The following is a 21,248-nucleotide window of genomic DNA, read 5'->3' on the forward strand; positions in this document are numbered from 1 at the left end:
TTGGCCGCCCTCGCCCGGTGTTAAAATCTCCGTCTTTCTTCGCTGCGGCGGCGCTTCTGCACGACTCGCGCACTCGCGTCGCCAGCCTCTTCACCGCTCGTTTTTACCGCTCAACACCATGACGTCCCAACTGCACAAAAAAGGCGAAGCCTGGTCGGCTCGCTTCTCGGAGCCGATGTCGGAGCTCGTCAAACGCTATACGTCGTCGGTCTTCTTCGACAAGCGTCTGGCGTTCGTCGACATCGAAGGGTCGCTCGCGCACGCGTCGATGCTCGCCGCGCAGAAGATCATTTCCGCCGACGACCTCGCAGCGATCGAGCGCGGCATGGCGCAGATCAAGGGTGAAATCGAGCGCGGCGAGTTCGAATGGCAGCTCGATCTCGAAGACGTACACCTGAACATCGAAGCGCGCCTGACCGCGCTGATCGGCGACGCCGGCAAGCGCCTGCATACCGGCCGCTCGCGCAACGATCAGGTCGCGACCGACATCCGCCTGTGGCTGCGCGGCGAGATCGACCGCATCGGCGGGCTGCTCACCGAACTTCGCATAGCGCTGCTCGACATCGCGGAGCAGAACGCCGCGACCATCATGCCGGGCTTCACGCACCTGCAGGTCGCGCAGCCGGTCACGTTCGGCCATCACCTGCTCGCCTACGTCGAGATGTTCTCGCGTGACGCCGAGCGCATGGTCGACTGCCGCAAGCGCGTGAACCGTCTGCCGCTCGGCGCGGCTGCGCTCGCCGGCACCAGCTATCCGATCGATCGTCACGCCGTGGCGAAGACGCTCGGCTTCGACGGCATCTGCGCGAATTCGCTGGATGCGGTTTCCGACCGCGACTTCGCGATCGAATTCACGGCCGCGTCCGCGCTCGTGATGACACACGTGTCGCGCTTCTCCGAAGAGCTGGTGCTGTGGATGAGCCCGCGCGTCGGCTTCATCGATCTGGCCGACCGTTTCTGCACCGGCTCGTCGATCATGCCGCAGAAGAAGAACCCGGACGTGCCCGAACTCGCGCGCGGCAAGACCGGCCGCGTGAACGGTCATCTGATGGCGCTGCTCACGCTGATGAAGGGCCAGCCGCTCGCGTACAACAAGGACAACCAGGAAGACAAGGAGCCGCTGTTCGACACCGTCGATACGGTCGCAGACACGCTGCGCATCTTCGCTGAAATGGTCGCCGGCATCACGGTCAAGCCGCAGGCGATGCGCGACGCCGCGCTGCAAGGCTTCTCGACCGCGACGGACCTCGCCGACTATCTGGTCAAGCGCGGCCTGCCGTTCCGCGACGCGCACGAAGCCGTCGCGCTCGCGGTGCGCGTATGCGCCGACCGCGGCTGCGACCTCGCGGACCTGACGCTCGACGAAATGCGCAGCGAATTGCCGAACGTCGCGCATCTGATCGGCGACGACGTGTTCTCGTATCTGACGCTCGAGGGCTCGGTGGCGAGCCGCAATCATCCGGGCGGCACCGCGCCTGAGCAGGTGCTGGCCGCGGTGAAGGCAGCGCGTGCGGCGTTGAAGTAATCGATGATTGGGCAGCGCCGTGAGCCTGGGCTTGCGGCGTGGCTGGTTGAACCGAGAGCGAAAAAGCGGACCCGTTTGGCGGGTTCGCCTTTTTTGTTGCCGCGTTTAATTGGCGAATCGCAGATAAAAGAAAGCCCGCGAGAAGCGGGCTGAAAAGACTTCCACCGATGCCTCAGCATGAGGCCATCAGAGTGTAGGCGGGTTTCGCCCGCCGACCAACGCGCGCATATTTCCGACCATTACATCCAAAAGCGAAGCGCGTCAGCGGCGCATGCGCAATGACATTCAGCGGGCGAACGCCAATTGAATCCCGCCGGTTTTTGACTACCATTCAATCAGGCTCTCCTCGCGGTTCGTCGACGATGCTCTCACGCACTTCTCTCCGTTCTGTTCCCCGTGTGGCCCCGCACTTCTTCACCGCAGCACCCAGGCATCGGCTGTTGCTCGCCGCGCTTGGTGTCGTTGCCGTGGCCGGTTGCACGATCACTCCGCTCGCGCCGCACGAAACCGTCAGCACACCGGTCGCCGCGATCAACAGCGCGACGCTCGATCAATATCGCGACGCGGTCGCCCGACGAATCGTCGAGCGTAATCCGTCGTATGTGCTCCAGGGCAGGCCTCAGCCGATGCTGCGCTCGCTGGTGGTCGTGTCGTTCACGGTCGATCGTGATGGACGCATCGTCCAGTCGTCGGTGTATCGCACCAACGGCGACGACGAAGCCGAAAGCACCGCGCTCGCGTCGCTGCGCCGCTCGGCGCCCCTGCCGCTACCGCCCGGCAAGCTGCTGAACGGCCGCGGCCAGCTCGAGCTGTTCGAAGACTGGCTGTTCAACGACAACGGCAAGTTCCAGTTGCGCGAACTCGCCTCGCCGCAAGCGGAAACGTACGAATGAGCGTGCTTGGCGCGTGCACTGACACGCGCCATCTCGCGCATCACCAGGCCACAGGTGACCTGCTCGAGTCATTGCGCATAGCTCTCAACGCCCCCCTCGTTGCCGCGCAAGCTTACGCCGCCATTGCTGCGCGACGAGCGCGCTCGCTATAATTTTCCGATTCCCCGCGCCGGAGCCTTCCGGCATGGCTCACGCTGCCCGCACACCCGTCGGCGCGGCGCATGAGCCGACTGCAGTGCCGCGGCGCCACCCGCGTGCGGCGCCCAAGCCTATACCTCAACGAGGATGCCGACCTCGCGCGCCGCCTTGCGAAGCAAGGCTCGGCGCGCCGCGGCCTCACGACAATTGGAGACCCCTGCATGTCCACTTCGCCGATTTCCGCGGCTCAGCCCGCAAGCGGGCAAAACAGTAGCGCGCGGATCATCTTCGCGAGCTTCATCGGCACCGCGATCGAGTTCTACGATTTCTATGTCTACGCGACCGCCGCGGCGCTCGTGATCGGACCGGTGTTCTTCCCGCATGGCTCGGCCACCGCGCAAGCGCTGTCCGCGTTCGTCACGTTCGGCATCGCGTTCGTCGCGCGACCGATCGGCTCGTTCCTGTTCGGCCACTTCGGCGATCGCATCGGCCGCAAGTCGACTCTGGTTGCGTCGCTGCTCGTGATGGGCCTGTCTACCACGCTGATCGGCTTCGTGCCGGGCTACGACGCGATCGGCAGCCTTGCGCCGATCCTGCTGTGCGTGCTGCGTTTCGGCCAGGGTATCGGCCTCGGCGGCGAATGGGGTGGCGCCGCGCTGCTCGCCACCGAAAACGCGCCGGCCGGCAAACGCGGCTGGTTCGGCATGTTTCCGCAGCTCGGACCGTCGATCGGCTTTCTCGCGTCCAACGGCCTGTTCTTCGCGCTCGCCATGTCGCTCTCCGACGAGCAGTTCCGTAGCTGGGGCTGGCGCGTGCCGTTCCTCGTCAGCTCGGTGCTGGTCGCGCTCGGCCTGTACGTGCGGCTGAAGATCGCCGAGACGCCCGCGTTCCAGGCAGCGATCGAGCGCAAGGAACGCGTGCGCGTGCCGATCGCGACGCTGTTCTCGCAGCACTGGGTGCCGACCGTGCTCGGCGCGCTCGCGATGGTGGTCTGCTACACGCTGTTCTACAACGCGACGACGTTCTCGCTGTCGTACGGCGTCGGCTCGCTGCATATTCCGCGGCAGACGTTCCTCGGCCTGCTGTGCATCGCGGTCGTGTTCATGGCGATCGCGACGCCGCTGTCGGCCCGCGCGAGCGACCGCTTCGGGCGCAAGCCGGTGCTGATCGTCGGCATCATCGCGGCGATCCTGTCGGGCTTCACGATGGCGCCGCTGCTCGGCAGCGGTGAGCCGTTGCTGGTGCTGCTGTTCCTCGTAATCCAGCTGTTCCTGATGGGCGTGACGTTCGCGCCTATGGGCGCGCTGCTGCCAGAGCTATTTCCGACCAATGTGCGCTATACGGGCGCCGGCGTCGCATACAACCTCGGCGGGATTCTCGGCGCGTCGGTCGCGCCGTATATCGCGCAGGTGCTGGCCGCGCATGGCGGCTTGCCGTGGGTCGGCGCGTACGTGTCGGTCGCGGCGGCCGTGAGTCTCGTCGGCGTGCTTTGCATGCGCGAGACGCGTGACGCGAGTCTGATGAAGTGATGCAATGCGAATCGACGCAACCACGCTTGCGTCGATTCGCGTTTGCCGAAGTTCGACCGATGCCGCTCACGCGCAGTTTTTACGCGTCGGCAACGGGCATTATTGCTTCGACGTTTCCGCCCGGCGGTCCGGGTAATCCCCCGCCTTGCGCGTCTTTTTGACTTGCCTATACTCCCCGAATTAACCCTATAAAAAACAGGGAGACTCGCATGAACGTCCATCTTCACAATGCCGATATCGTGATGATCATCGCGCTGGCCTTGCTCGGCTCGCTGCTGCTCGCGCTGCGCTTCCGTCCGGCGTCATGGAAATCCATCGTCGTCGAGGCGCTGGCCGCGAACGCCGCGGCTATTGCCGCTGTGGTCGCATTCGAAATGCTGGTCGCCTAAGACCAGTGGCTCGAGGAGCTCGAGCGCGGCTTAGTGGTAGTAGCCGTGATGGTAGTAGCCACCGCCGTAGTAGTAGCCCGGCGCCGGCGCAATGACGCAGCCGCCGAGCGCCGATGCCAGCAGTGCGCCGGCCACGAGAGTCAGGATCAAGCGTTTCATGTTGTTCTCCATCGAGTCGGATTGATTCGAGCGCAAACCCCGAATGACCCGATTGGACACGATGCGCGCCGCGGCGAACGTTGCCATTTGTAAGGGAAGATCACCGGGCTGTTACAGGAACGGCGCGTTGGACGAGCGCGTTCGAACGACCTGCCCCGTTATCGCCTGGTCACGCCGCCCTGGCGAAAAACACCGCCTATACTCCGTTGAGCGCACTGTCGCGATAGAAGCCTTGCTGGCCGCGCCAGCGTCGCCGCAATCGAGCGGTTCAACGCGCGCCGCGCTAGCCTCGATGCACCGCAACCTACCAGCTGGCCGCCTTGTCGTGCGCGCATCGGACGCTGCGGCGTCCAACGAAAAGCGACAGTTTTAACAGACGTGTAATCGATTCCTCTCCGCCCGCTGTTCCCCGACACGGGCGTTCTTCGAGGCGCGACGATGCAGTCCCCGCCCGCAGGGGTGGACTACGCGTCGCGCCTCTTTTTCTTTTGCGCAAACGATGGCGTGAACTCAGGCGGCGGCCGATCCGTGCTGCATAGCGAGGACCGGCTCCGCCGCATGTACATAGTCGATCGCTTCGAGCGCCGCGCTAATGGGCGGTACCGAGCGACCGTCACCGATCGAGGTCGAGCGATACGGCGTCTCGACGCCGCAATGCGATGGCGACGTCGCGACGAAGATCATCACGGTGCGCTTCTGCAGCGCATGCGCGAGGTGCACGAAGCCCGTATCGGTACCGACCACGAGCGCGCACGCGTCGATCATCTTCGCGACTTCGGTCACGCTCATTTGCGGCAGCACGGTCGCGCCCGGCACCTGTGCGGAGATCTGCAAGGCTTCGGCAAGCTCACCGTCCGAACCCCACGGCAGAACCACACGAAACCCGCGCTCGCTCAACTCGCGCCCGACAGCCGCCCAATGGGTGAGCGGCCATTTCTTCTCGGCTTTCGAGGTGGCATGAAAGAGCGCCGCGACAGGCGCGTCCTGCGTCGCGAACGGCTGCGGCACGACTGCAGGTAGCCGCAGGTCGTAGATGGGCGGGCCTTCCACTTCGTAGCCGAGCGCCTCGCTAGCGCTGATGCGCATGCCGTGCCACGCGCTGCCTTGCGGGCGTGGACCGAAACGCCCGGTATAGGCGAACGAGGCGCCCCGCTCGCCCAGATCCTGAGACTGATAGCCGAAGCGCCGGGACGAGCGCGCGAGGAAGGCGATGATCGCGCTCTTGTAGACGCCGTGAATATCGATGATGTAGTCGTAGTGATACGCGCGCAGCTCCCCGATCGATGCCCAGATCGCCTTGAGATCGCTCCAGCGACGCAACTTCTTGAAGCGGCGCAGCGGCGCGCATAGCACGCGATCGACGCCCTGGCTCCACTGCACGACTGGTGCAAATGCTTCGTCCGCCGCCCAATCCACCTGAACACCAGGAAATGCGCGTTTGATATCGGCGACGACTGGCAGCGCCTGCACGATATCGCCTAGTGAAGTGACCTTGACGATTAGGATTCGCTTCATTGAGGGTCTCTTCGTTTTCCGAAGTGGAAACTATTCTAGCCGACGTTATTACCGCCCCCCTGCCAAATGGGCATTGTGCCCGGTCCGGTTTTCAATACGGCGAATTACAACAAAAGATATACGCAACAAAAGTTATACGCCTGACAATCCATCGTAGTTCATTTTTTCAAAAGTCTTTCACGCATTCTGGCCTGTCCCGCACGTTTTATACTGGGCCCTTTGCACGAATCCAATTCATGTCCCGGCCCTTCCCTTCCCGTTCGCACGCTGTCATGCGTCGCGCGAAACGCCTGTGGCGACAATACGGCATCTTCTGGCTCGGTGCCATCGCCGTCGGTCTGGTCGCGGTGCTCTATGCGCGTCTGATCGACTGGGGTTATGACGCGTTTCTCGATGTCCGGCAGCGATATCCGTGGGCACCGCTCGTGATCACACCCGTGGTCGCGGCGCTCGCGGTCTGGCTCACGCGCAAGTTCTTTCGCGGCTCCGAGGGCAGCGGCATCCCGCAGGTCATCGCGACGCTGCACACGAAGCAGCGCGGGTACGGCGCGAGGCTGCTCTCGCTGCGAATTCTGCTCGGCAAGATCGGAGTATCGTTTATCGCGATTCTCGGCGGCTTGACGATCGGCCGTGAAGGACCGACCGTGCAGGTCGGCGCCGCGCTGATGTTCAATCTGCGCCGGTTCTATCCGCGCTCGAATGCGCAAATCGAACGGCAACTCGCGTTAGCGGGCGCGGCAGCGGGTTTATCGGCGGCATTCAATACGCCGCTCGCGGGCGTCGTGTTCGCGATCGAGGAATTGACGCGCAGCTTCGAGGCTCGCACGAGCGGTGTGCTGATCACCGCGATCGTCGTTGCGGGTGTAGTCGCGCTGGGCCTGAACGGCAACTACACGTATTTCGGCACGATCAGGATCGGCGCGCATTTCCCCGATCTGCTCGCCGTCGCGGTAGTGCTCACCGCAATCGTCACGGGCATCGCGGGCGGCATTTTCGGCTGGCTGCTGCTCAACACCGCGCGCTGGATTCCGGCGCCGCTGCGTCAGTTGCACGGCGAGCGGCCGGTCGTGTTCGCCGCGCTGTGCGGCTTCGCAATCGCCGTGGTCGGCGTGATCGCGGGCGGCACGACGTTCGGCAGCGGCTATACCGAAGCGCGTGGCCTGCTGGAGGGACACGGGCAGTTGTCGGTGTTCTATCCGTTCCTGAAGATGATCGCGATGGTCGGCTCGTACCTGCCCGGCATTCCGGGTGGCATCTTCGCGCCGTCGCTGTCGATCGGCGCGGGCTTCGGCAATCTGCTGCACATGGTGTTCGATTCGATGCAGTTGCCGATGCTGATCGCGCTCGCGATGGTCGGCTATCTGGCCGCGGTCACGCAGTCGCCGATCACGTCGTTCGTGATCGTGATGGAGATGATCGACGGTCACGCGCTCGTGATTTCGCTGATGGCCACCGCGTTGATCGCGAGCCGCGTGTCGCGCCTGTTCGCACCGCCGCTTTATGAGTCGCTCGCCGAGCGCTACATGGCGCCGCTGCCGCAACCGGCGCCCGCGCCGGTGCCGGAAGTGCCCGAGGTCGAGGTGCCGGAAGCGGGAAGCGTCGACGGCGAGCCGCCCGCCGGTGATGCCGCAGACGACATCACGACGGATGCTTCCGGCTCGCCGCGTCCGTAGACGACCACGCGCGGCGCGTCGCAAGCACCATCGACGGCCGCATCAAGCCCAGTGTCCCGGTACCCAGCGATAGTTCGGACCATGCTCGATCCAGTGGCCGGGCATCCAGTGATAGCCGACGCGCTCGGCCTGCCAGTGTCCGGCGACCCACACGTAGCGGCCGTGATCCCAGCGCCAGTGACCGTGATCCCATACGTAACCGACACGCGGCGCGGGCACCGCTTCGAAGCGTTCGACGGGCGGCGCGGACGGCGCGACGATGATGACTTCCGCGGCCGAAGCCGAGGCCATTGCGGCGGCACCCGCGGCGATCAGAACGGTGTTGGCAAGCAGCAGGCGAAAGCTTCTGTTCATGATTTCCCTCTTAGGTTGAACACCGGATGCGGCGTTACCGGTTTAATGCGCGAGGGCGACACGAGGCTGACGATGCGCGTGTAACGGCACCCGCTGAAGTGCAACGGTTTATTTCGACCGGGAAATGACGAGCGCCGTGCAGGCGCGAAGAGACGGCTTCAGACAGAAGCCAGAGGACGAGCCGAACGCCGCACGCCATCGCGTCGAACCAACGCGATGCAATGCGACGTCCTGCACATGATGCGAGATGGACCGCGGTCCATCGGAAGCTCAGGCCTGCGGTATTTCGATCTTGACTTCGAGCACTTCGAGATCGTCCTGACGCTCGAGACTCACGCGAATGTCGTCATCGGAAATCTTCACGTACTTCGAGATCACGGCCACCAGTTCGCGTTGCAACGCAGGCAGATAATCGGCGGGCGCATGGCCGCCGGCGCGCTCGTGCGCGATGATCAACTGCAGGCGTTCCTTCGCTACCGACGCGGACTTCTTTTTCTCGCCCAGCAAAAACGAAAGAATCGACATTACGTGCGCTCCCCTTACTTGGTGCCGAAGAGGCGCTGCAGCAGCCCGGGCTTCTGGTAATCGACAAAGCGAAGCGATTTCTGCTCGCCAAGGAAACGCGACACGACGTCCTTATAGGCTTCGGCCACATCGGTGCCGTCCAGATGCACGGCCGGCAGACCCTGGTTCGACGCGTGCAGCACCGCTTCCGACTCCGGAATCACGCCGATCAGATCGATGCGCAGAATTTCCTGGATGTCGGTCAGCGACAGCATTTCGCCTTCGCTGACGCGCTTCGGGTTGTAGCGGGTAATCAGCAGATGCTCCTTGATCGGCTCCTTGCCTTCGATCGCACGCTTGGTCTTCGACGACAGGATGCCGAGAATGCGATCGGAGTCGCGCACCGACGACACTTCCGGGTTCGTCACGATCAGCGCTTCATCGGCGAAGTGCATCGCAAGCAGCGCGCCCGACTCGATACCGGCCGGCGAATCGCAGACGATGTATTCGAAGTCCATCGCGATCAGATCGTTGATGACCTTCTCGACGCCTTCCATCGTCAGCGCGTCCTTATCGCGCGTCTGCGAAGCCGGCAGAATGAACAGGTTCTCGCACTTCTTGTCTTTGATCAGCGCCTGGTTCAGATTCGCTTCGCCCTGGATCACGTTGATCAGGTCATACACGACGCGGCGCTCGCAGCCCATGATGAGGTCGAGATTGCGCAGGCCGACGTCGAAGTCGATCACGGCGGTCTTGCTGCCGCGCAGCGCGAGGGCCGACGCAAAGCTCGCGCTCGTGGTCGTCTTGCCCACGCCACCCTTGCCCGAAGTCACCACAATGATTTTTGCCATTACCCTTACCTTGTGTTCGTCAAATGCGTCAATTGATGCGCGGCGCGCGTCGCCCTGAAACGCCGCATGCCGAAATCGCTCGGGCAGCGCGCGTTTCTCGGCGCTTTACGTGAGCCGCAGCGGTTCGATCATCAGTTTTTCGTCTTCGAGCCAGATCTGCACCGGCTTGCCGAGCACGTCGGCCGGCAGCGGGTTCTCGGTCGTTCGATAGATGCCCGCGATCGAGATCAGTTCCGGTTCGAGACACGTACAGAAGATGCGCGCGTCGTGATTGCCCTGCACGCCGGCCAATGCCCGGCCGCGCAGCGGCGCGTAAATATGGATGTTGCCTTCCGCGATCACCTCGGCGCCATAGCTGACGAGACCGAGCACCACCAGATCGCCTTTCGCGTAGATGCGCTGGCCGGAGCGCAGCGGCTTGTCGACCACCATCGTTTGCGGCGACGTGGCGAGGCGCACCGGCTCGGCGGCGGAGGTGGGTTCGACGGCGGCGGAAGCGGTGCTGGCGGTTGCGGATGCGGTGCTGGTGGCCGCGCTCGTGGCGGCGCTTGCCTCGGTGCCTGCCGCCGCGCTTGCCGCGCTCGCCGTGCTGTCCTCATCGGCCTGTCTGGCCGGCGCGCCGCGTCGGTCGCGCGCTTCGAGCAGCGGCAATCCCGACTCCGTCGCCCACTGTTGCTCCGCATTCGCGACCACACCGACCGGACGCATGCGCACGCTGTCGAGCAGTTGCGCGATATCGGCGAGCGGCACGCGTTCGCTGTCGGCGAGACGCCGTACGTCGATCGCGACGACGTCGTTAGCGAAGAATTCGGGGGTCGCCTCGAAGCGTCGCGTCAGCTCGGCACGCATCGCATCGAGGTCGGTCGTTTTGACCACGAACATCAGCGTGTCGACAGAGCCGCTGCGCAGTTCGAAAAAGGGCGATTTCTTGGGCGACATAGCGTTCGGCAAAAAATTTTGCGTATTTTACAGGCGTACGTGCGCGCGGCCACTATTTTTCCCGGGAGAATCGGTGCTCGCGCGCGTGGGCGCGACGCGTGTCGTCGATGCTATCGACGCGCGACGGTGCGCAAGAAAAATGCTGGCGGGAAAAAGACCGTGATGGACGGACGGCGAAGACGAGCGGCACGCGCAACGCGCCGCTCGGGTGATCACTGTTGAAGCACCTGCGAGGTAGTCGGCACGTGCCGCACCAGCAGACTTTCGACCTGCTCGGGCGCGCGCTCGACGCGCCGGTGCTCGCCGGTCGGGCCAAAACCGAGCGCCTCGTAGAAGCGCATCGCGTTGCGGTTCGTGTCGGCGACCCACGCGTAGATTTCCGTGGCGCCCGCATTCGCGAGCCAGCTGCTCGCGGTGTCGACGAGCAGTTCGCCGCCGCGCAGATGACGCACGGCCGGCGCCACCCACAACTCGCAGACGAACGCGCGGCGCGCCGCGGTGTCGTCGAAATGCGCCTCGACGAGGCCGGCCGGATGGCCCTCGGTGTAGAGCAGGAAGGTGCCGACGGACTGCGAAACCGCGTGATTCGCCGCGGTCGCGTCGAAACTGGCGGCATCGGCCGACAACGCATCCTCGAGCGTCGCGCCGAACGCATATGGCGCCTCCCGCAGCGAGGCGGTGCGGAGTTCGCGAAAAACGGCGCCCTGATCAGCAGTGATGCGGCGAACGGTCAATGACGGACTCATGCAGACGAAAACCCCTGGAAACCCTAACGCGTAGCTTTAACCGAACTGGCCGGCGAGTCAAATTTATTATTGACCAGAATATGCGATGCCGCTCACGGTGCGTCGTAGTCGCCGGTGCCGTCCGGCCACGGCGTCAGCAGTTCATAGCCGTCGTCGGTCACGGCGACCATGTGTTCCCATTGCGCCGACAGCGAGCGGTCCTTCGTGATCACGGTCCAGCCGTCGCGCTGCACCGACGTGCCGGCGCGGCCCGCGTTGATCATCGGCTCGATCGTGAAGACCATGCCCGGCTTCAGGCGAACGCCCTGCCCCGGCTGGCCGTAGTGCAGCACCTGTGGGTCCTCGTGATAGATCTTGCCGATGCCGTGTCCGCAGTAGTCGCGCACGATCGAGAAGCCCTCGCGCTGCGCAACCTTCTGGATCGCGTGGCCGACGTCGCCGAGCGTCGCGCCCGGTTTCACCTCGCGGATGCCGGCCACCATCGCCTCATAGGTCGTGTCGATCAGCGCACGCGCGACCGTGCTCGGCTGGCCGACGCAGTACATGCGGCTGGTGTCGCCGAAATAACCGTCCTTGATGATCGCGACATCGATGTTGATGATGTCGCCGTCCTTCAGGATCTCGCCGCGATTCGGAATGCCGTGGCACACGACATGGTTGACCGACGTGCAGACGGTCTTCGGAAAGCCCAGATAGCCGACGTTGGCCGGAATCGCCTTCTGCGTATGGACGATGTAGTCGTTGCACAGCGCGTCGAGGTCGTCGGTCGAGACGCCTGCCTTGACGTGCTCGCCGATCATTGCCAGTACATCGGCCGCGAGGCGGCCTGCAATGCGCAGCTTCGCGATATCGTCGGGAGTCTTGTAGGTAATGGCCATGAATTCAGTCGATGTGAGTCGCGGGTCAAACGCGAGATGACCCGCCGCGCCCGAAAGCCCGGCGGCCCGCAACCGCCGCTCGATGGGCGATTTCGGGCAATTGTACAGAGGATCGCGGAGGGACCCCGAGCAAACCGGCTGAAAAGATGCTCGGAAGGCGGCGGCGCTAAGGGGGGGATGCCGGGGCACGCGCCCGAATCGGGATGACCCGTTCGTGCGTGGTCGGCTTGCCCGGCTTGCGCATTCACACGGACTTGCGGCGAGAAGGCTCGAACGTTGATCGAGCCATGCAACGCCCATCGTTCAGTTTCCCGAACTAAATTGTGGGTTCGCTCGGCTTCGCGGTCGTCGCCGGGCGCGTTGACGGAGGTAATGGAGGGGGTTCGAGTCGCATGAGACACCCGTCCCCTAGCCTCGATACGCTGAGACAAGGGTTCGGGCGCGATTCTGACTGACGCGCAAGGCTGCTTGCGTCGAGGTCCCGGCTTAGTTGTCGGGATTAGCTGCGGTGAAACTTTGGAACGCACTGTACGCCGGGTTCAACGGCGTGCCGTTTTTCATGATGCCGAACGTCTCGTCGCCGCTGTCGAGCACGTAATACATGACGCCCTGGATATTGTGCGTCTTGCGATTCTGATAGAACTCGCCGAGCCTCGTCGTGATGTAGTTCCCACGATAGGTCTCGTCCCGTTCCGGTCCGGTGTTCCACTCGGTGATGAGGAACGGCACGCCGTAACGGGCCTTGCAATAGGTCGGCAGATCGAAGCCAGGTTGGGCGCCGTCCGCACCGAGCGAGAACACGTCGCCATACACCTCGTAGTTGTGCCACGTGGTGATATCCCAGCGCACGGTCGGGTGGCCGCCGCTACCATCGGGCTGCATACCTTCCCACAGCGCGTCCGCTGCGCCCACATCGTTCACGCAGAAGTTGATGCCGCATTTCGCGTTGGACTGAACCGACTTCACGCCGTCGATCATGCCGCGCATCACGCCGCGCATCGCCGGCCAGTTCGCGTTGTTGAAGTCCGACGCCTTCGTGCCCGCACAGGTGAAGTCCAATACGGTGGCGTTCGTGCGCGTCAACTCGTTGCCGCATTCGTAAATGGTCACGCCATACGGCTTCAGTGCGTTCGCGATGCCTTGGGCGACCGAGTAACCCTGGTTGTAAGCGGCACTCTCGTTGGCGAACACGTTGCCATTGGAGTCGTAGACGCCCTGATTGATCAGCACGACCAACGTCATGCCCGCTGACTGGAAAGCCTGCGCAAGCCCGATCAGTGCGTTCAGCTGGTTCGAAGTGTTGGTGCAGCCCACGCGATAGCTGGTGCAGCCCATGCCCTTCAGGATCGACACGACCTGTTGAGGCGTGTAGGTGTAGTCGAAGTGGCCGTTCATGCCGTAGAACATGCCCGCGGCCGGTGCGATCGCGGTGCGCGGATCACTACATGGCAGCCAATGACCGGCGGTCTCGTTGTTCACGTAGAACTGGCCACCCGTGCCGCAATGCCAGATCTTGCCGCCGTACCACAACAGCAGCGAGACGTTGTACGTGTTGCCTACGGGCGCCCCATTGCAGAGAATGACACCGTTGTTCACCGTCCAGATGTTGTTGGATTTGTCGATGATGTACGACGAACCGGGGATCGTGGTGCCATCAGCCGAGGTGCCACCGAGGCGCGGGTCGATGCAACCTTTCCAGCCCGAGCCCGTCCATTGGTAGAACTGACCACCCGTGCCCTCGTGATAGATCACGCCGGCGTAAAACAGGACCATCTGCACGTTGTAGGTGTTGCTTGCCGGCGAACCGTTGCAGTAGACCGAGCCACCGACACCTCCGGACAGCGTCCAGACGTTGCCGGAGTTGTCCGTGATGGACGAGGCGGGCGGAATGGAGACACTGTTCGGATCGCTCGTCTTTGCGACGGCCGTTTTCGAAGCCGCGGTACCGGAAGCGCCGGATGCAGCGGCAGCAGCGGCAGTCTTGTCGTCCGAGGTGCCGGATCCACCGCCACCACATGCGGCCAAAAGATAACTTGCGCTCAGGGCCGTGAGGCCCCCAATGAATTGACGTCGTTTTATCATCGCAGAGTAATTCCAAATGTCGGGAAAATTCCCGATAAAAAGACCAAAGGTGAATTCGCTGTGATTCGGACGGACAATGCATAAGGATTCGATGCAAATGAATTTGCATTCCTTAAAAAACACTTGTCCTGAGGTGCCGTGGAACGCACGTCTGTGATGTCCGATTGAACCGATGCTCGCGAAGAGCTCCTCGCGGTGGTCCAGATTGACAAAGCTGGTGCGCGTCAGTCCGCAAACGTTTGCCTTGCGAACCTTTTACCGATTGCTGCCGCAACTCTTGACTTGTAGGAAAATTCTTCCCGTAAAAGCTGCTGACGGCGTAAATCGTACCCTGAACGAATGACCGAGCCCAGCCAAAAATCGTATTTATTTGTAAAAAAAGGCAGATCTTGCGGAGATGTGTTGGGTCCGCGAAGATTCGCACTTTAAGAAGTCGATCGGGGGGCGGGTCGCCCGCAAACTTTCTTACTTCGACCCCTTATAGCGCGCGACGGCCATGTCCCGAATATGTCCGCGCGTATGAATGCGGAGACAGCGCAGCAGGTATCGCTTAAGGTATTTGTATGGAAATCGGAATGAAAAAACCCACGAGCGACGAATAGCTCATGTACAAAAAATTGAAACAATGGATTTCGCCAATAGAAATAATGCTCGAACGACATCGGATTGCCTTGGCAAAACAATTCGAAAACCCAAAACAAAAAACCCCTTGATCTCGGTGAGATCAAGGGGTTTCAGAATTTGGCGGAAAGGGTGGGATTCGAACCCACGGTACGGGGAAACCGTACGCCTGATTTCGAGTCAGGTACATTCGACCACTCTGCCACCTTTCCGGGTATTCCAACTCGTTGCTGCTTCGTCGGATCCAAGCGGGCCGTTGCTTGGGAGAAAAAGATTATAAAACAGCTTGAATCAGTTTTCCAAGCCCCTCGACGAAAAAACCTCAAAATTTTTTCGAGAGGCCTGGGTGCCGGCAGCGGCACCGTCAGACACGCGACGATACCGCACCTGCACACATGCCAGCGACGCTCAGGCCGCCGGCACTTCCAGCCGCTCCACGCCGCCGAGGTACGGCCGCAATGCCGTGGGCACCGTCACCGAGCCATCGGCGTTCTGGAAGTTCTCTAGCACCGCGACGAGCGTGCGGCCCACCGCGAGACCCGAGCCGTTCAGCGTATGCACGAGCTCCGGCTTGCCCTGCGCGTTTCGGAAACGCGCCTGCATGCGTCGCGCCTGGAACGACTCGGTATTCGAGCAGCTCGAAATCTCACGATAGGTGTTCTGCGCGGGCAGCCATACTTCGAGGTCATAGGTTTTCGCTGCGGAGAAACCCATGTCGCCGGTGCACAGCGTGATCACGCGATACGGCAGTTCGAGCTTCTGCAGAATCGCCTCGGCATGGCCGACCATCTGCTCGAGCGCGTCGTACGATGCGTCAGGAGCGACGACCTGCACCATCTCGACCTTGTCGAACTGATGCTGGCGGATCATGCCGCGCGTGTCGCGGCCGTACGAGCCCGCCTCCGAGCGGAAGCACGGCGAATGCGCAGTCAACTTGATCGGCAGTGCGTCCGCTTCGACGATGCTCTCACGCACCGTGTTGGTCAGCGAAATTTCCGAGGTCGAGATCAGATACTGCGTGACCGTGCTTTCACCGCCGCCCTTCTCGACGCGGAACATATCGTCCGCGAACTTCGGCAGCTGGCCGGTGCCGTACAGGATGTCCGGATTCACGATGTACGGCGTGTATATCTCGGTATAGCCGTGCTGCTGCGTGTGCGTGTCGATCATGAACTGTGCGAGCGCGCGATGCAGCCGCGCAATCTGGCCGCGCAGCATCGTGAAGCGCGCGCCGGACAGCTTCGCGCCTGTCTCGAAGTCGAGGCCAAGCGGCGTGCCGACGTCCACGTGATCCTTGACTTCGAAGTCGAACTGTCGCGGCGTGCCCCAGCGGCGCACTTCGACGTTATGGGCTTCGTCGTTGCCGACCGGCACGCTTTCGTGCGCGAGATTCGGCACGCCGAGCAGCAGATCCGACAGACGCTTCTGGATGTCTTCGAGCTTGACCGCCGACGCCTTCATCTCGTCGCCGATGCCGCTCACTTCGGCCATTACCGCCGACGTATCTTCGCCACGCCCTTTCATCGCGCCGATCTGCTTCGACAGGCTGTTGCGGCGCGCCTGCAGTTCTTCGGTACGGGTCTGGGTATCGCGGCGTTCCGCTTCGAGCGCGGTGAAGGCCGCGACGTCGAGGATATAGCCGCGGTCGGCGAGGCGCTTTGCGACGCCGTCGAGGTCTTTGCGCAGCAACTGGATGTCGAGCATGGGATGGGACGGATGTTCGTTGTATGAAACCGCGATTTTAACGCACCGGCCAAGGCGAAACGCCTCAAGTCTTCTTGGGCTTGTTCTCGGCGCGCCACCGCGCATCGAGCTCGCCAAGCCGCGCGAGCTTTTCGCCGATCTTGCCTTCGAGGCCACGCGGCGTCGGCTCGTACCAATGCGGCTCGCGCATGCCGTCCGGAAGATAGGTCTCGCCGGCCGCGTACGCATCGGGTTCGTCGTGCGCATAGCGATAGTCGTGGCCGTAGCCGAGTTCCTTCATCAGCTTCGTCGGCGCGTTGCGCAGATGCACCGGTACCGCGCGCGACTGGTCCTTGCCGACGAAACGCCGCGCCTCGTTGTACGCGTTGTATCCGGCATTCGATTTCGGCGCGACCGCCAGATAGATGATCGCCTGCGCGAGTGCGAGTTCGCCTTCGGGCGAGCCGAGACGCTCGTAGGTTTCGGCGGCGTCGAGCGTGATGCGCGCTGCGCGTGGGTCCGCGAGGCCGATGTCTTCCCACGCCATACGCACGATGCGACGCGCCAGATAGCGCGGGTCGGCGCCGCCGTCGAGCATGCGGCAGAACCAGTACAGCGCGCCGTCCGGGTTGCTGCCGCGCACCGATTTATGCAGCGCGCTGATCTGGTCGTAGAATGCGTCGCCGCCCTTGTCGAAGCGGCGCAGATTTTCCGCGAGCGCGCTGCCCAATAACGCGCCGTCGATTTCGGTGGTTTTCTGCTGGGCGGCCGCGCGCGCGACGATCTCGAGGTTGTTCAACAGCTTGCGGCCGTCGCCGTCGGCGGAGCCGATCAGCGCGGCGCGCGCTTCCTCGGTGAACGCGAGGCCGCCGAGTTCTTTTTGCGCGCGCTCGAGCAACTCGCGCTGTTCGTCGTCTGTCAGGCTCTTCAGCACGTAGACCGCGGCGCGCGACAGCAGCGCGCTGTTGACCTCGAACGATGGATTCTCGGTCGTCGCACCGACGAACACGAACAGGCCCGACTCGACGTGCGGCAAGAACGCGTCTTGCTGGCTCTTGTTGAAGCGATGCACCTCGTCGACGAACACCAGCGTCTGATGGCCGTTCGCGCGATGGATCTGCGCGGTCTCGACCGCCTCGCGGATATCCTTCACGCCCGACAGCACCGCGGACAACGCGATGAACTGCGCGTCGAACGCATCGGCCATCAGCCGCGCGAGCGTGGTCTTGCCGACGCCTGGCGGGCCCCAAAGGATCATCGAATGGGCCTCGCCGGATTCGAACGCGACCCTGAGCGGCTTGTTCGGACCGAGCAGATGCGACTGGCCGATCACTTCGTCGATATTGCGTGGCCGCAGGCGTTCGGCGAGCGGAACATTGGCACGGGTTTCTTCAAACATGACGTTTTGGGGATAATCTCGGCTTTCCGGGTACGCACCGCGTTCGAGCGGCGCCGCGCAGGACAAGCGCAAAGCCAGCGCACGGCCGCAAGCAGAGGCAACAACGCGGGCAACGTCCTGCATTATGACAGTGACGGCGACCGCGCGATGGCCGACCCGGCGCGCCGACAGCGCATAAATTCACAGCACAGAGCTTCACCGCACCACCAGGAGGAACACACATCAGATGGCACAAGATTCTGTCGCCGGCCAAGCCGGCTCCACCTACGCGCCGCTCTCGCCGGTGCCCGACGCGCGCCGCGCGTTCCGTACCGGCGACGCGTTCGCGCTGTGGTTCTCGCTCGGCATCGGCCTGCTCGTCGCCCAGGCGGGCGCGCTGCTGGTGCCGGGGCTGTCGCTGCCGCATGCGCTCGTCGCGATCGTCCTCGGCAGCGTGATCGGCGTCGTGCTGCTCGCGCTCGCGGGCGTGATCGGCACCGACACCGGGCTCGCGGCGATGTCGTCGCTGCGTCCGACGCTCGGCGTGCGCGGCGCGTCGGTGCCGGCCGTCCTGAACATGGTGCAACTGGTCGGCTGGGGCTCGTTCGAGGTGATCGTGATGCGCGATTCCGCCGATGCGCTCGCGAAGCAGGCTTTCGGCCTGTCGATGCCGCTCGTGTGGACCGTGATCTTCGGCCTGCTCGCAACCTTGCTCGCGATCAGCGGCCCGCTGTCTTTCGTGCGGCGTTTTCTGCGCAAGTGGGGGATCTGGCTGCTGCTCGCGGGCGCCGCGTGGCTCACGTGGAACCTGCTCGCGCGCCACAATCTCGCCGATCTGATGCAGCGTCCCGGCACCGGCGAGATGTCGTTCGGCGGCGCGGTCGACCTCGTGGTCGCGATGCCGCTGTCGTGGCTGCCGCTGATCGCCGACTACACGCGCTTCGGCCGCCGCGCCGGCGAGACGTTCCGCGGCACGCTGTACGGCTATGGCATCGCGAACATCTGGTTCTATGCGCTCGGCGCGGTCTATGGCCTCGCGGCCGGCGGCGGCGATGCATTGCTGACCGGCGCGCTCGCGCAAGCAGGCGGCGGGTTTGCGCTGCTGCTGATCCTGATAGACGAAATCGACAATGCGTTCGCCGATATCCACTCGGCCGCGGTGTCGACCGGCACGTTCTGGACACGCGCGAGCGTGCCGTTGCTGTCGGCCGCGTTCGGCGCGCTGTGCACACTGATCGCGCTGCTCGTGCCGATGGCGAAGTACCAGAATTTCCTGCTGTTGATCGGCTCGGTATTCGCGCCTCTGTTCGGCGTCGTGCTGATGGATCACTTCATCGTGCGCAAGCGTCGCATCGATGCCGCGGTGCTCGCCGATGTGCGCGGCCGCTACGGCTTCTCGGGCGGCTGGCACCTGAGCGCGTTCGTCGCATGGGCGATCGGCATCGCCTCGTATCAGGTGATCAATCAATGGCTGCCGAATCTCGGCGCGACGCTGCCGTCGCTCGCGATCGGTGCGGCGTGCTACTACGTGTTCGTATCGGCGCGCAAGACTGCGTATGCATGAGCGCATTAGTCTGAGCGCGTTGCGTTAAACGCGGCTGCCAGAAAGTAACGAAGACCTGCAGTGCAATTGCAGGTCTTTTTTATGACCTGAAACCGCCAGCCGCTGTTCGCGCCGCCGGCTATTTTTTCGCGGCTTTGCGCCGACGCGATTCGACCTTTCGACACAGGTCCGTGAGCAGCCAACGGGCGACGGTCTCGGGCCGGTTCGGTGCGTACGACGCGAATTTGCTCTCGTTCGCGAAGTGGACAACGACGGTGCCCGTCATGACGCGATAGGTTCCGGCATAGTTCACGCCGTCCAGTTCCACGCTGAGCGCGTGGGTGGTTTCATATTCCGCGAAAGTCAAAGTAAGAGCGATATCTCAAAAACGAGACATTATCGCTACGATTTTTCGGAAGTCAAAAAAGATATGCAATTCGTTGCATATCAAGGTATTCCGACAGGTAATCATTGCGGTTTTCACCGGCGATCGAAATAATGTGCACGTTATATGCATGAAAATCTATGGCGTTATTGCCGCTCGAGGGAAACCGACGGCTCGTCGGCAAAACGTTCAAGCGCGCGATTGCCTTCCCGATGAGCTTCGGCCTCATCGATAAAGGTTTTTTCGCTGTATGCCACGACCTTGAAACCACTTCCGGCCGACCGTGGAACCGTGATTCCCCAGTGCCATCCGCCCTCCTGCTCGAATACATGGAGGGACGGGGACAAGCGTAACTCGTGTGAAGAAGACAATCTCATGACATGCCTCACCTTTCCAGACATTCGAAGCAACAACCAGCTCCAATCAGTTTAGGCGTTATTTTGTTGCGTTGCAGCAAAAAATTGTTAGAGACTGCGCGCCCAATCCTGGAAATGATCGCACGCGCTAATGCAGCCGATCAGCGATGCCGGTCTTTACAGTCTCCCACTAAATCATTACGTCTGCCGGCACGACGATTTGATTTTTCATCGCGGCACAGAGCGCGCACCCTGAGCAATCCACGCGCCACGTGCCGCGCACAATAAAAAAAGCCGCGCTCGACAAGCGCGGCTTCGCCGGCGCGCACCGCGTGATTCATCCGTTGATCACATCTGCGCCCTTCGGCACCGTGAACTTGAACGCATCGGACGGTAGTGGCGGATTTTTCTGGATGTTCGAGAACGTCAGCAGCGTGACGTTACCGAACACGTCGTGCAATTCCATCGCTTCCAGATTGCCGTCCTTGAAGCCGATGCCGACGCGCTCGAACTGCGTGTCCTTCGCCTTCGGCGTCAGTTCGAGCCAGTCGATGCCGGCTTTCACGCCCGCGTCGCGCAGCGTGAAATTCTTCTCAAGGTCGTTGCTGCCGAACAGGATCGCCGCCGGGCTCGCGCCGAGCGCATTGCCGAGCGCGCGCACCGTCACCTGGTTCAAATCCTTGTCATAGACGAAGAGCTTGTCGCCGTCCGCCTGCAACAATTGCGAGTAGGGCTTCTCGTATTGCCAGATGAACTTGCCGGGCCGCGCGAACATGAACGTGCCGCTAGAGGTGGTCGGCTTGCCCGGGTTCGCGGTGGACAGCGCGCCGCTCGCGCCCTGCGCCTTGCTCGGCGCGCGCACTTCCTGTTGCACGAAGGTGCCACGCGCCGAATGGACCTGCGAGACGAAGGCCTTCAGTTGCTCGGTGCCGCTCGCGAACGCGTGCGACGCGACGAGCAGCGACGCACCGATCGCGACACTGCCGGCGGCGCGCGCGATCTTGCGCATGCCGCGGCACACGCGCTCGCCGAGGCGGCCCGCTCGACGCTGTCGGGCATCCTGCCGCGCGATTGCTTGCATAGGTATTTCTCCGTTGAATGAATTCG

Annotated in this window: 20 protein-coding genes and 1 tRNA gene; 6 read left to right on the forward strand and 15 right to left on the reverse strand. The window is 62.9% G+C overall.

Annotated elements, in window-relative coordinates; translation table 11 throughout:
• The first annotated feature begins 118 nt into the window (after positions 1 to 118).
• The 4 genes from argH (at position 119) to AB3X86_RS00210 (ending at position 4,474) form a co-directional block, all read left to right on the forward strand.
• A complete protein-coding gene (argH, locus tag AB3X86_RS00195) occupies positions 119 to 1,525 on the forward strand; it encodes an argininosuccinate lyase (RefSeq protein WP_176367034.1) in 1,407 nt (468 codons plus the stop codon).
• Between the two features lie 362 nt (positions 1,526 to 1,887).
• Positions 1,888 to 2,418: an energy transducer TonB gene (locus AB3X86_RS00200; protein WP_368594498.1), complete on the forward strand. Its 531-nt coding sequence runs from the start codon at positions 1,888 to 1,890 to the stop codon at positions 2,416 to 2,418.
• Positions 2,419 to 2,777: 359 nt separating this feature from the next.
• Complete coding sequence (locus AB3X86_RS00205; RefSeq protein WP_176379847.1) at positions 2,778 to 4,085, forward strand: MFS transporter; 1,308 nt, start codon at positions 2,778 to 2,780, stop codon at positions 4,083 to 4,085.
• A gap of 209 nt (positions 4,086 to 4,294) precedes the next feature.
• Complete coding sequence (locus AB3X86_RS00210) at positions 4,295 to 4,474, forward strand: hypothetical protein (protein WP_013088754.1); 180 nt, start codon at positions 4,295 to 4,297, stop codon at positions 4,472 to 4,474.
• Between the two features lie 30 nt (positions 4,475 to 4,504).
• Here the strand turns inward: AB3X86_RS00210 and AB3X86_RS00215 are convergent, their stop codons facing one another.
• Together AB3X86_RS00215 and waaC are read right to left on the reverse strand one after the other, a co-directional pair.
• On the reverse strand, positions 4,505 to 4,633 hold the full coding sequence (locus AB3X86_RS00215) for a hypothetical protein (RefSeq protein ID WP_368594499.1): 129 nt from the start codon (positions 4,631 to 4,633) through the stop codon (positions 4,505 to 4,507).
• A 510-nt stretch (positions 4,634 to 5,143) separates the two neighbouring features.
• Complete coding sequence (gene waaC / locus AB3X86_RS00220; RefSeq protein ID WP_368594500.1) at positions 5,144 to 6,148, reverse strand: lipopolysaccharide heptosyltransferase I; 1,005 nt, start codon at positions 6,146 to 6,148, stop codon at positions 5,144 to 5,146.
• 236 nt (positions 6,149 to 6,384) lie between these two features.
• Here waaC and AB3X86_RS00225 point away from each other — a divergent pair, with 236 nt between their 5' ends.
• Positions 6,385 to 7,821 (forward strand): chloride channel protein, encoded by a 1,437-nt coding sequence (locus AB3X86_RS00225; protein WP_368594501.1) that lies wholly within the window; start codon positions 6,385 to 6,387, stop codon positions 7,819 to 7,821.
• A 42-nt stretch (positions 7,822 to 7,863) separates the two neighbouring features.
• Here the strand turns inward: AB3X86_RS00225 and AB3X86_RS00230 are convergent, their stop codons facing one another.
• The 10 genes from AB3X86_RS00230 to AB3X86_RS00275 form a co-directional block, all read right to left on the reverse strand.
• On the reverse strand, positions 7,864 to 8,175 hold the full coding sequence (locus AB3X86_RS00230; RefSeq protein WP_176367028.1) for a YXWGXW repeat-containing protein: 312 nt from the start codon (positions 8,173 to 8,175) through the stop codon (positions 7,864 to 7,866).
• A 270-nt stretch (positions 8,176 to 8,445) separates the two neighbouring features.
• Positions 8,446 to 8,700, reverse strand: a complete 255-nt coding sequence (gene minE, locus AB3X86_RS00235; protein WP_008922443.1) for a cell division topological specificity factor MinE — start codon at positions 8,698 to 8,700, stop codon at positions 8,446 to 8,448.
• Positions 8,701 to 8,714: 14 nt separating this feature from the next.
• Positions 8,715 to 9,530: a septum site-determining protein MinD gene (gene minD / locus AB3X86_RS00240; protein ID WP_013088749.1), complete on the reverse strand. Its 816-nt coding sequence runs from the start codon at positions 9,528 to 9,530 to the stop codon at positions 8,715 to 8,717.
• A 105-nt stretch (positions 9,531 to 9,635) separates the two neighbouring features.
• Positions 9,636 to 10,469, reverse strand: a complete 834-nt coding sequence (minC, locus tag AB3X86_RS00245) for a septum site-determining protein MinC (RefSeq protein WP_368594502.1) — start codon at positions 10,467 to 10,469, stop codon at positions 9,636 to 9,638.
• A gap of 212 nt (positions 10,470 to 10,681) precedes the next feature.
• Complete coding sequence (locus AB3X86_RS00250) at positions 10,682 to 11,215, reverse strand: GNAT family N-acetyltransferase (protein ID WP_026227959.1); 534 nt, start codon at positions 11,213 to 11,215, stop codon at positions 10,682 to 10,684.
• 92 nt (positions 11,216 to 11,307) lie between these two features.
• Positions 11,308 to 12,093, reverse strand: coding sequence for a type I methionyl aminopeptidase (gene map, locus AB3X86_RS00255; protein WP_176109278.1), 786 nt, complete (start codon positions 12,091 to 12,093; stop codon positions 11,308 to 11,310).
• Between the two features lie 486 nt (positions 12,094 to 12,579).
• On the reverse strand, positions 12,580 to 14,175 hold the full coding sequence (locus tag AB3X86_RS00260) for a hypothetical protein (RefSeq protein WP_368594503.1): 1,596 nt from the start codon (positions 14,173 to 14,175) through the stop codon (positions 12,580 to 12,582).
• 742 nt (positions 14,176 to 14,917) lie between these two features.
• Positions 14,918 to 15,008: transfer RNA gene (locus AB3X86_RS00265), tRNA-Ser, on the reverse strand.
• Between the two features lie 196 nt (positions 15,009 to 15,204).
• Positions 15,205 to 16,500 carry a serine--tRNA ligase gene (gene serS / locus AB3X86_RS00270; RefSeq protein ID WP_368594504.1) on the reverse strand — a complete coding sequence of 432 codons (1,296 nt, stop codon included), beginning with the start codon at positions 16,498 to 16,500 and terminating at the stop codon, positions 15,205 to 15,207.
• A 64-nt stretch (positions 16,501 to 16,564) separates the two neighbouring features.
• The gene (locus AB3X86_RS00275) at positions 16,565 to 17,878 is read right to left on the reverse strand and encodes a replication-associated recombination protein A (protein WP_368594505.1); all 1,314 of its coding nucleotides are present in this window, start codon (positions 17,876 to 17,878) and stop codon (positions 16,565 to 16,567) included.
• Positions 17,879 to 18,104: 226 nt separating this feature from the next.
• Here AB3X86_RS00275 and cytX point away from each other — a divergent pair, with 226 nt between their 5' ends.
• A complete protein-coding gene (cytX, locus tag AB3X86_RS00280; RefSeq protein WP_368594506.1) occupies positions 18,105 to 19,421 on the forward strand; it encodes a putative hydroxymethylpyrimidine transporter CytX in 1,317 nt (438 codons plus the stop codon).
• 118 nt (positions 19,422 to 19,539) lie between these two features.
• Here cytX and AB3X86_RS00285 read toward each other — a convergent pair whose 3' ends face one another.
• The 3 genes from AB3X86_RS00285 to lolA form a co-directional block, all read right to left on the reverse strand.
• Complete coding sequence (locus tag AB3X86_RS00285; RefSeq protein ID WP_309240633.1) at positions 19,540 to 19,728, reverse strand: hypothetical protein; 189 nt, start codon at positions 19,726 to 19,728, stop codon at positions 19,540 to 19,542.
• Between the two features lie 203 nt (positions 19,729 to 19,931).
• A complete protein-coding gene (locus AB3X86_RS00290; protein ID WP_368594507.1) occupies positions 19,932 to 20,162 on the reverse strand; it encodes a hypothetical protein in 231 nt (76 codons plus the stop codon).
• 316 nt (positions 20,163 to 20,478) lie between these two features.
• Entirely contained in the window at positions 20,479 to 21,222 is a 744-nt protein-coding gene (gene lolA, locus AB3X86_RS00295) for an outer membrane lipoprotein chaperone LolA (protein ID WP_176379901.1), read from the reverse strand.
• Between the last annotated feature and the right edge of the window lie 26 nt (positions 21,223 to 21,248).

Origin of the sequence: Paraburkholderia sp. BR14374 (assembly GCF_040948685.1) — a bacterium.
GTDB lineage: Bacteria > Pseudomonadota > Gammaproteobacteria > Burkholderiales > Burkholderiaceae > Paraburkholderia > Paraburkholderia youngii.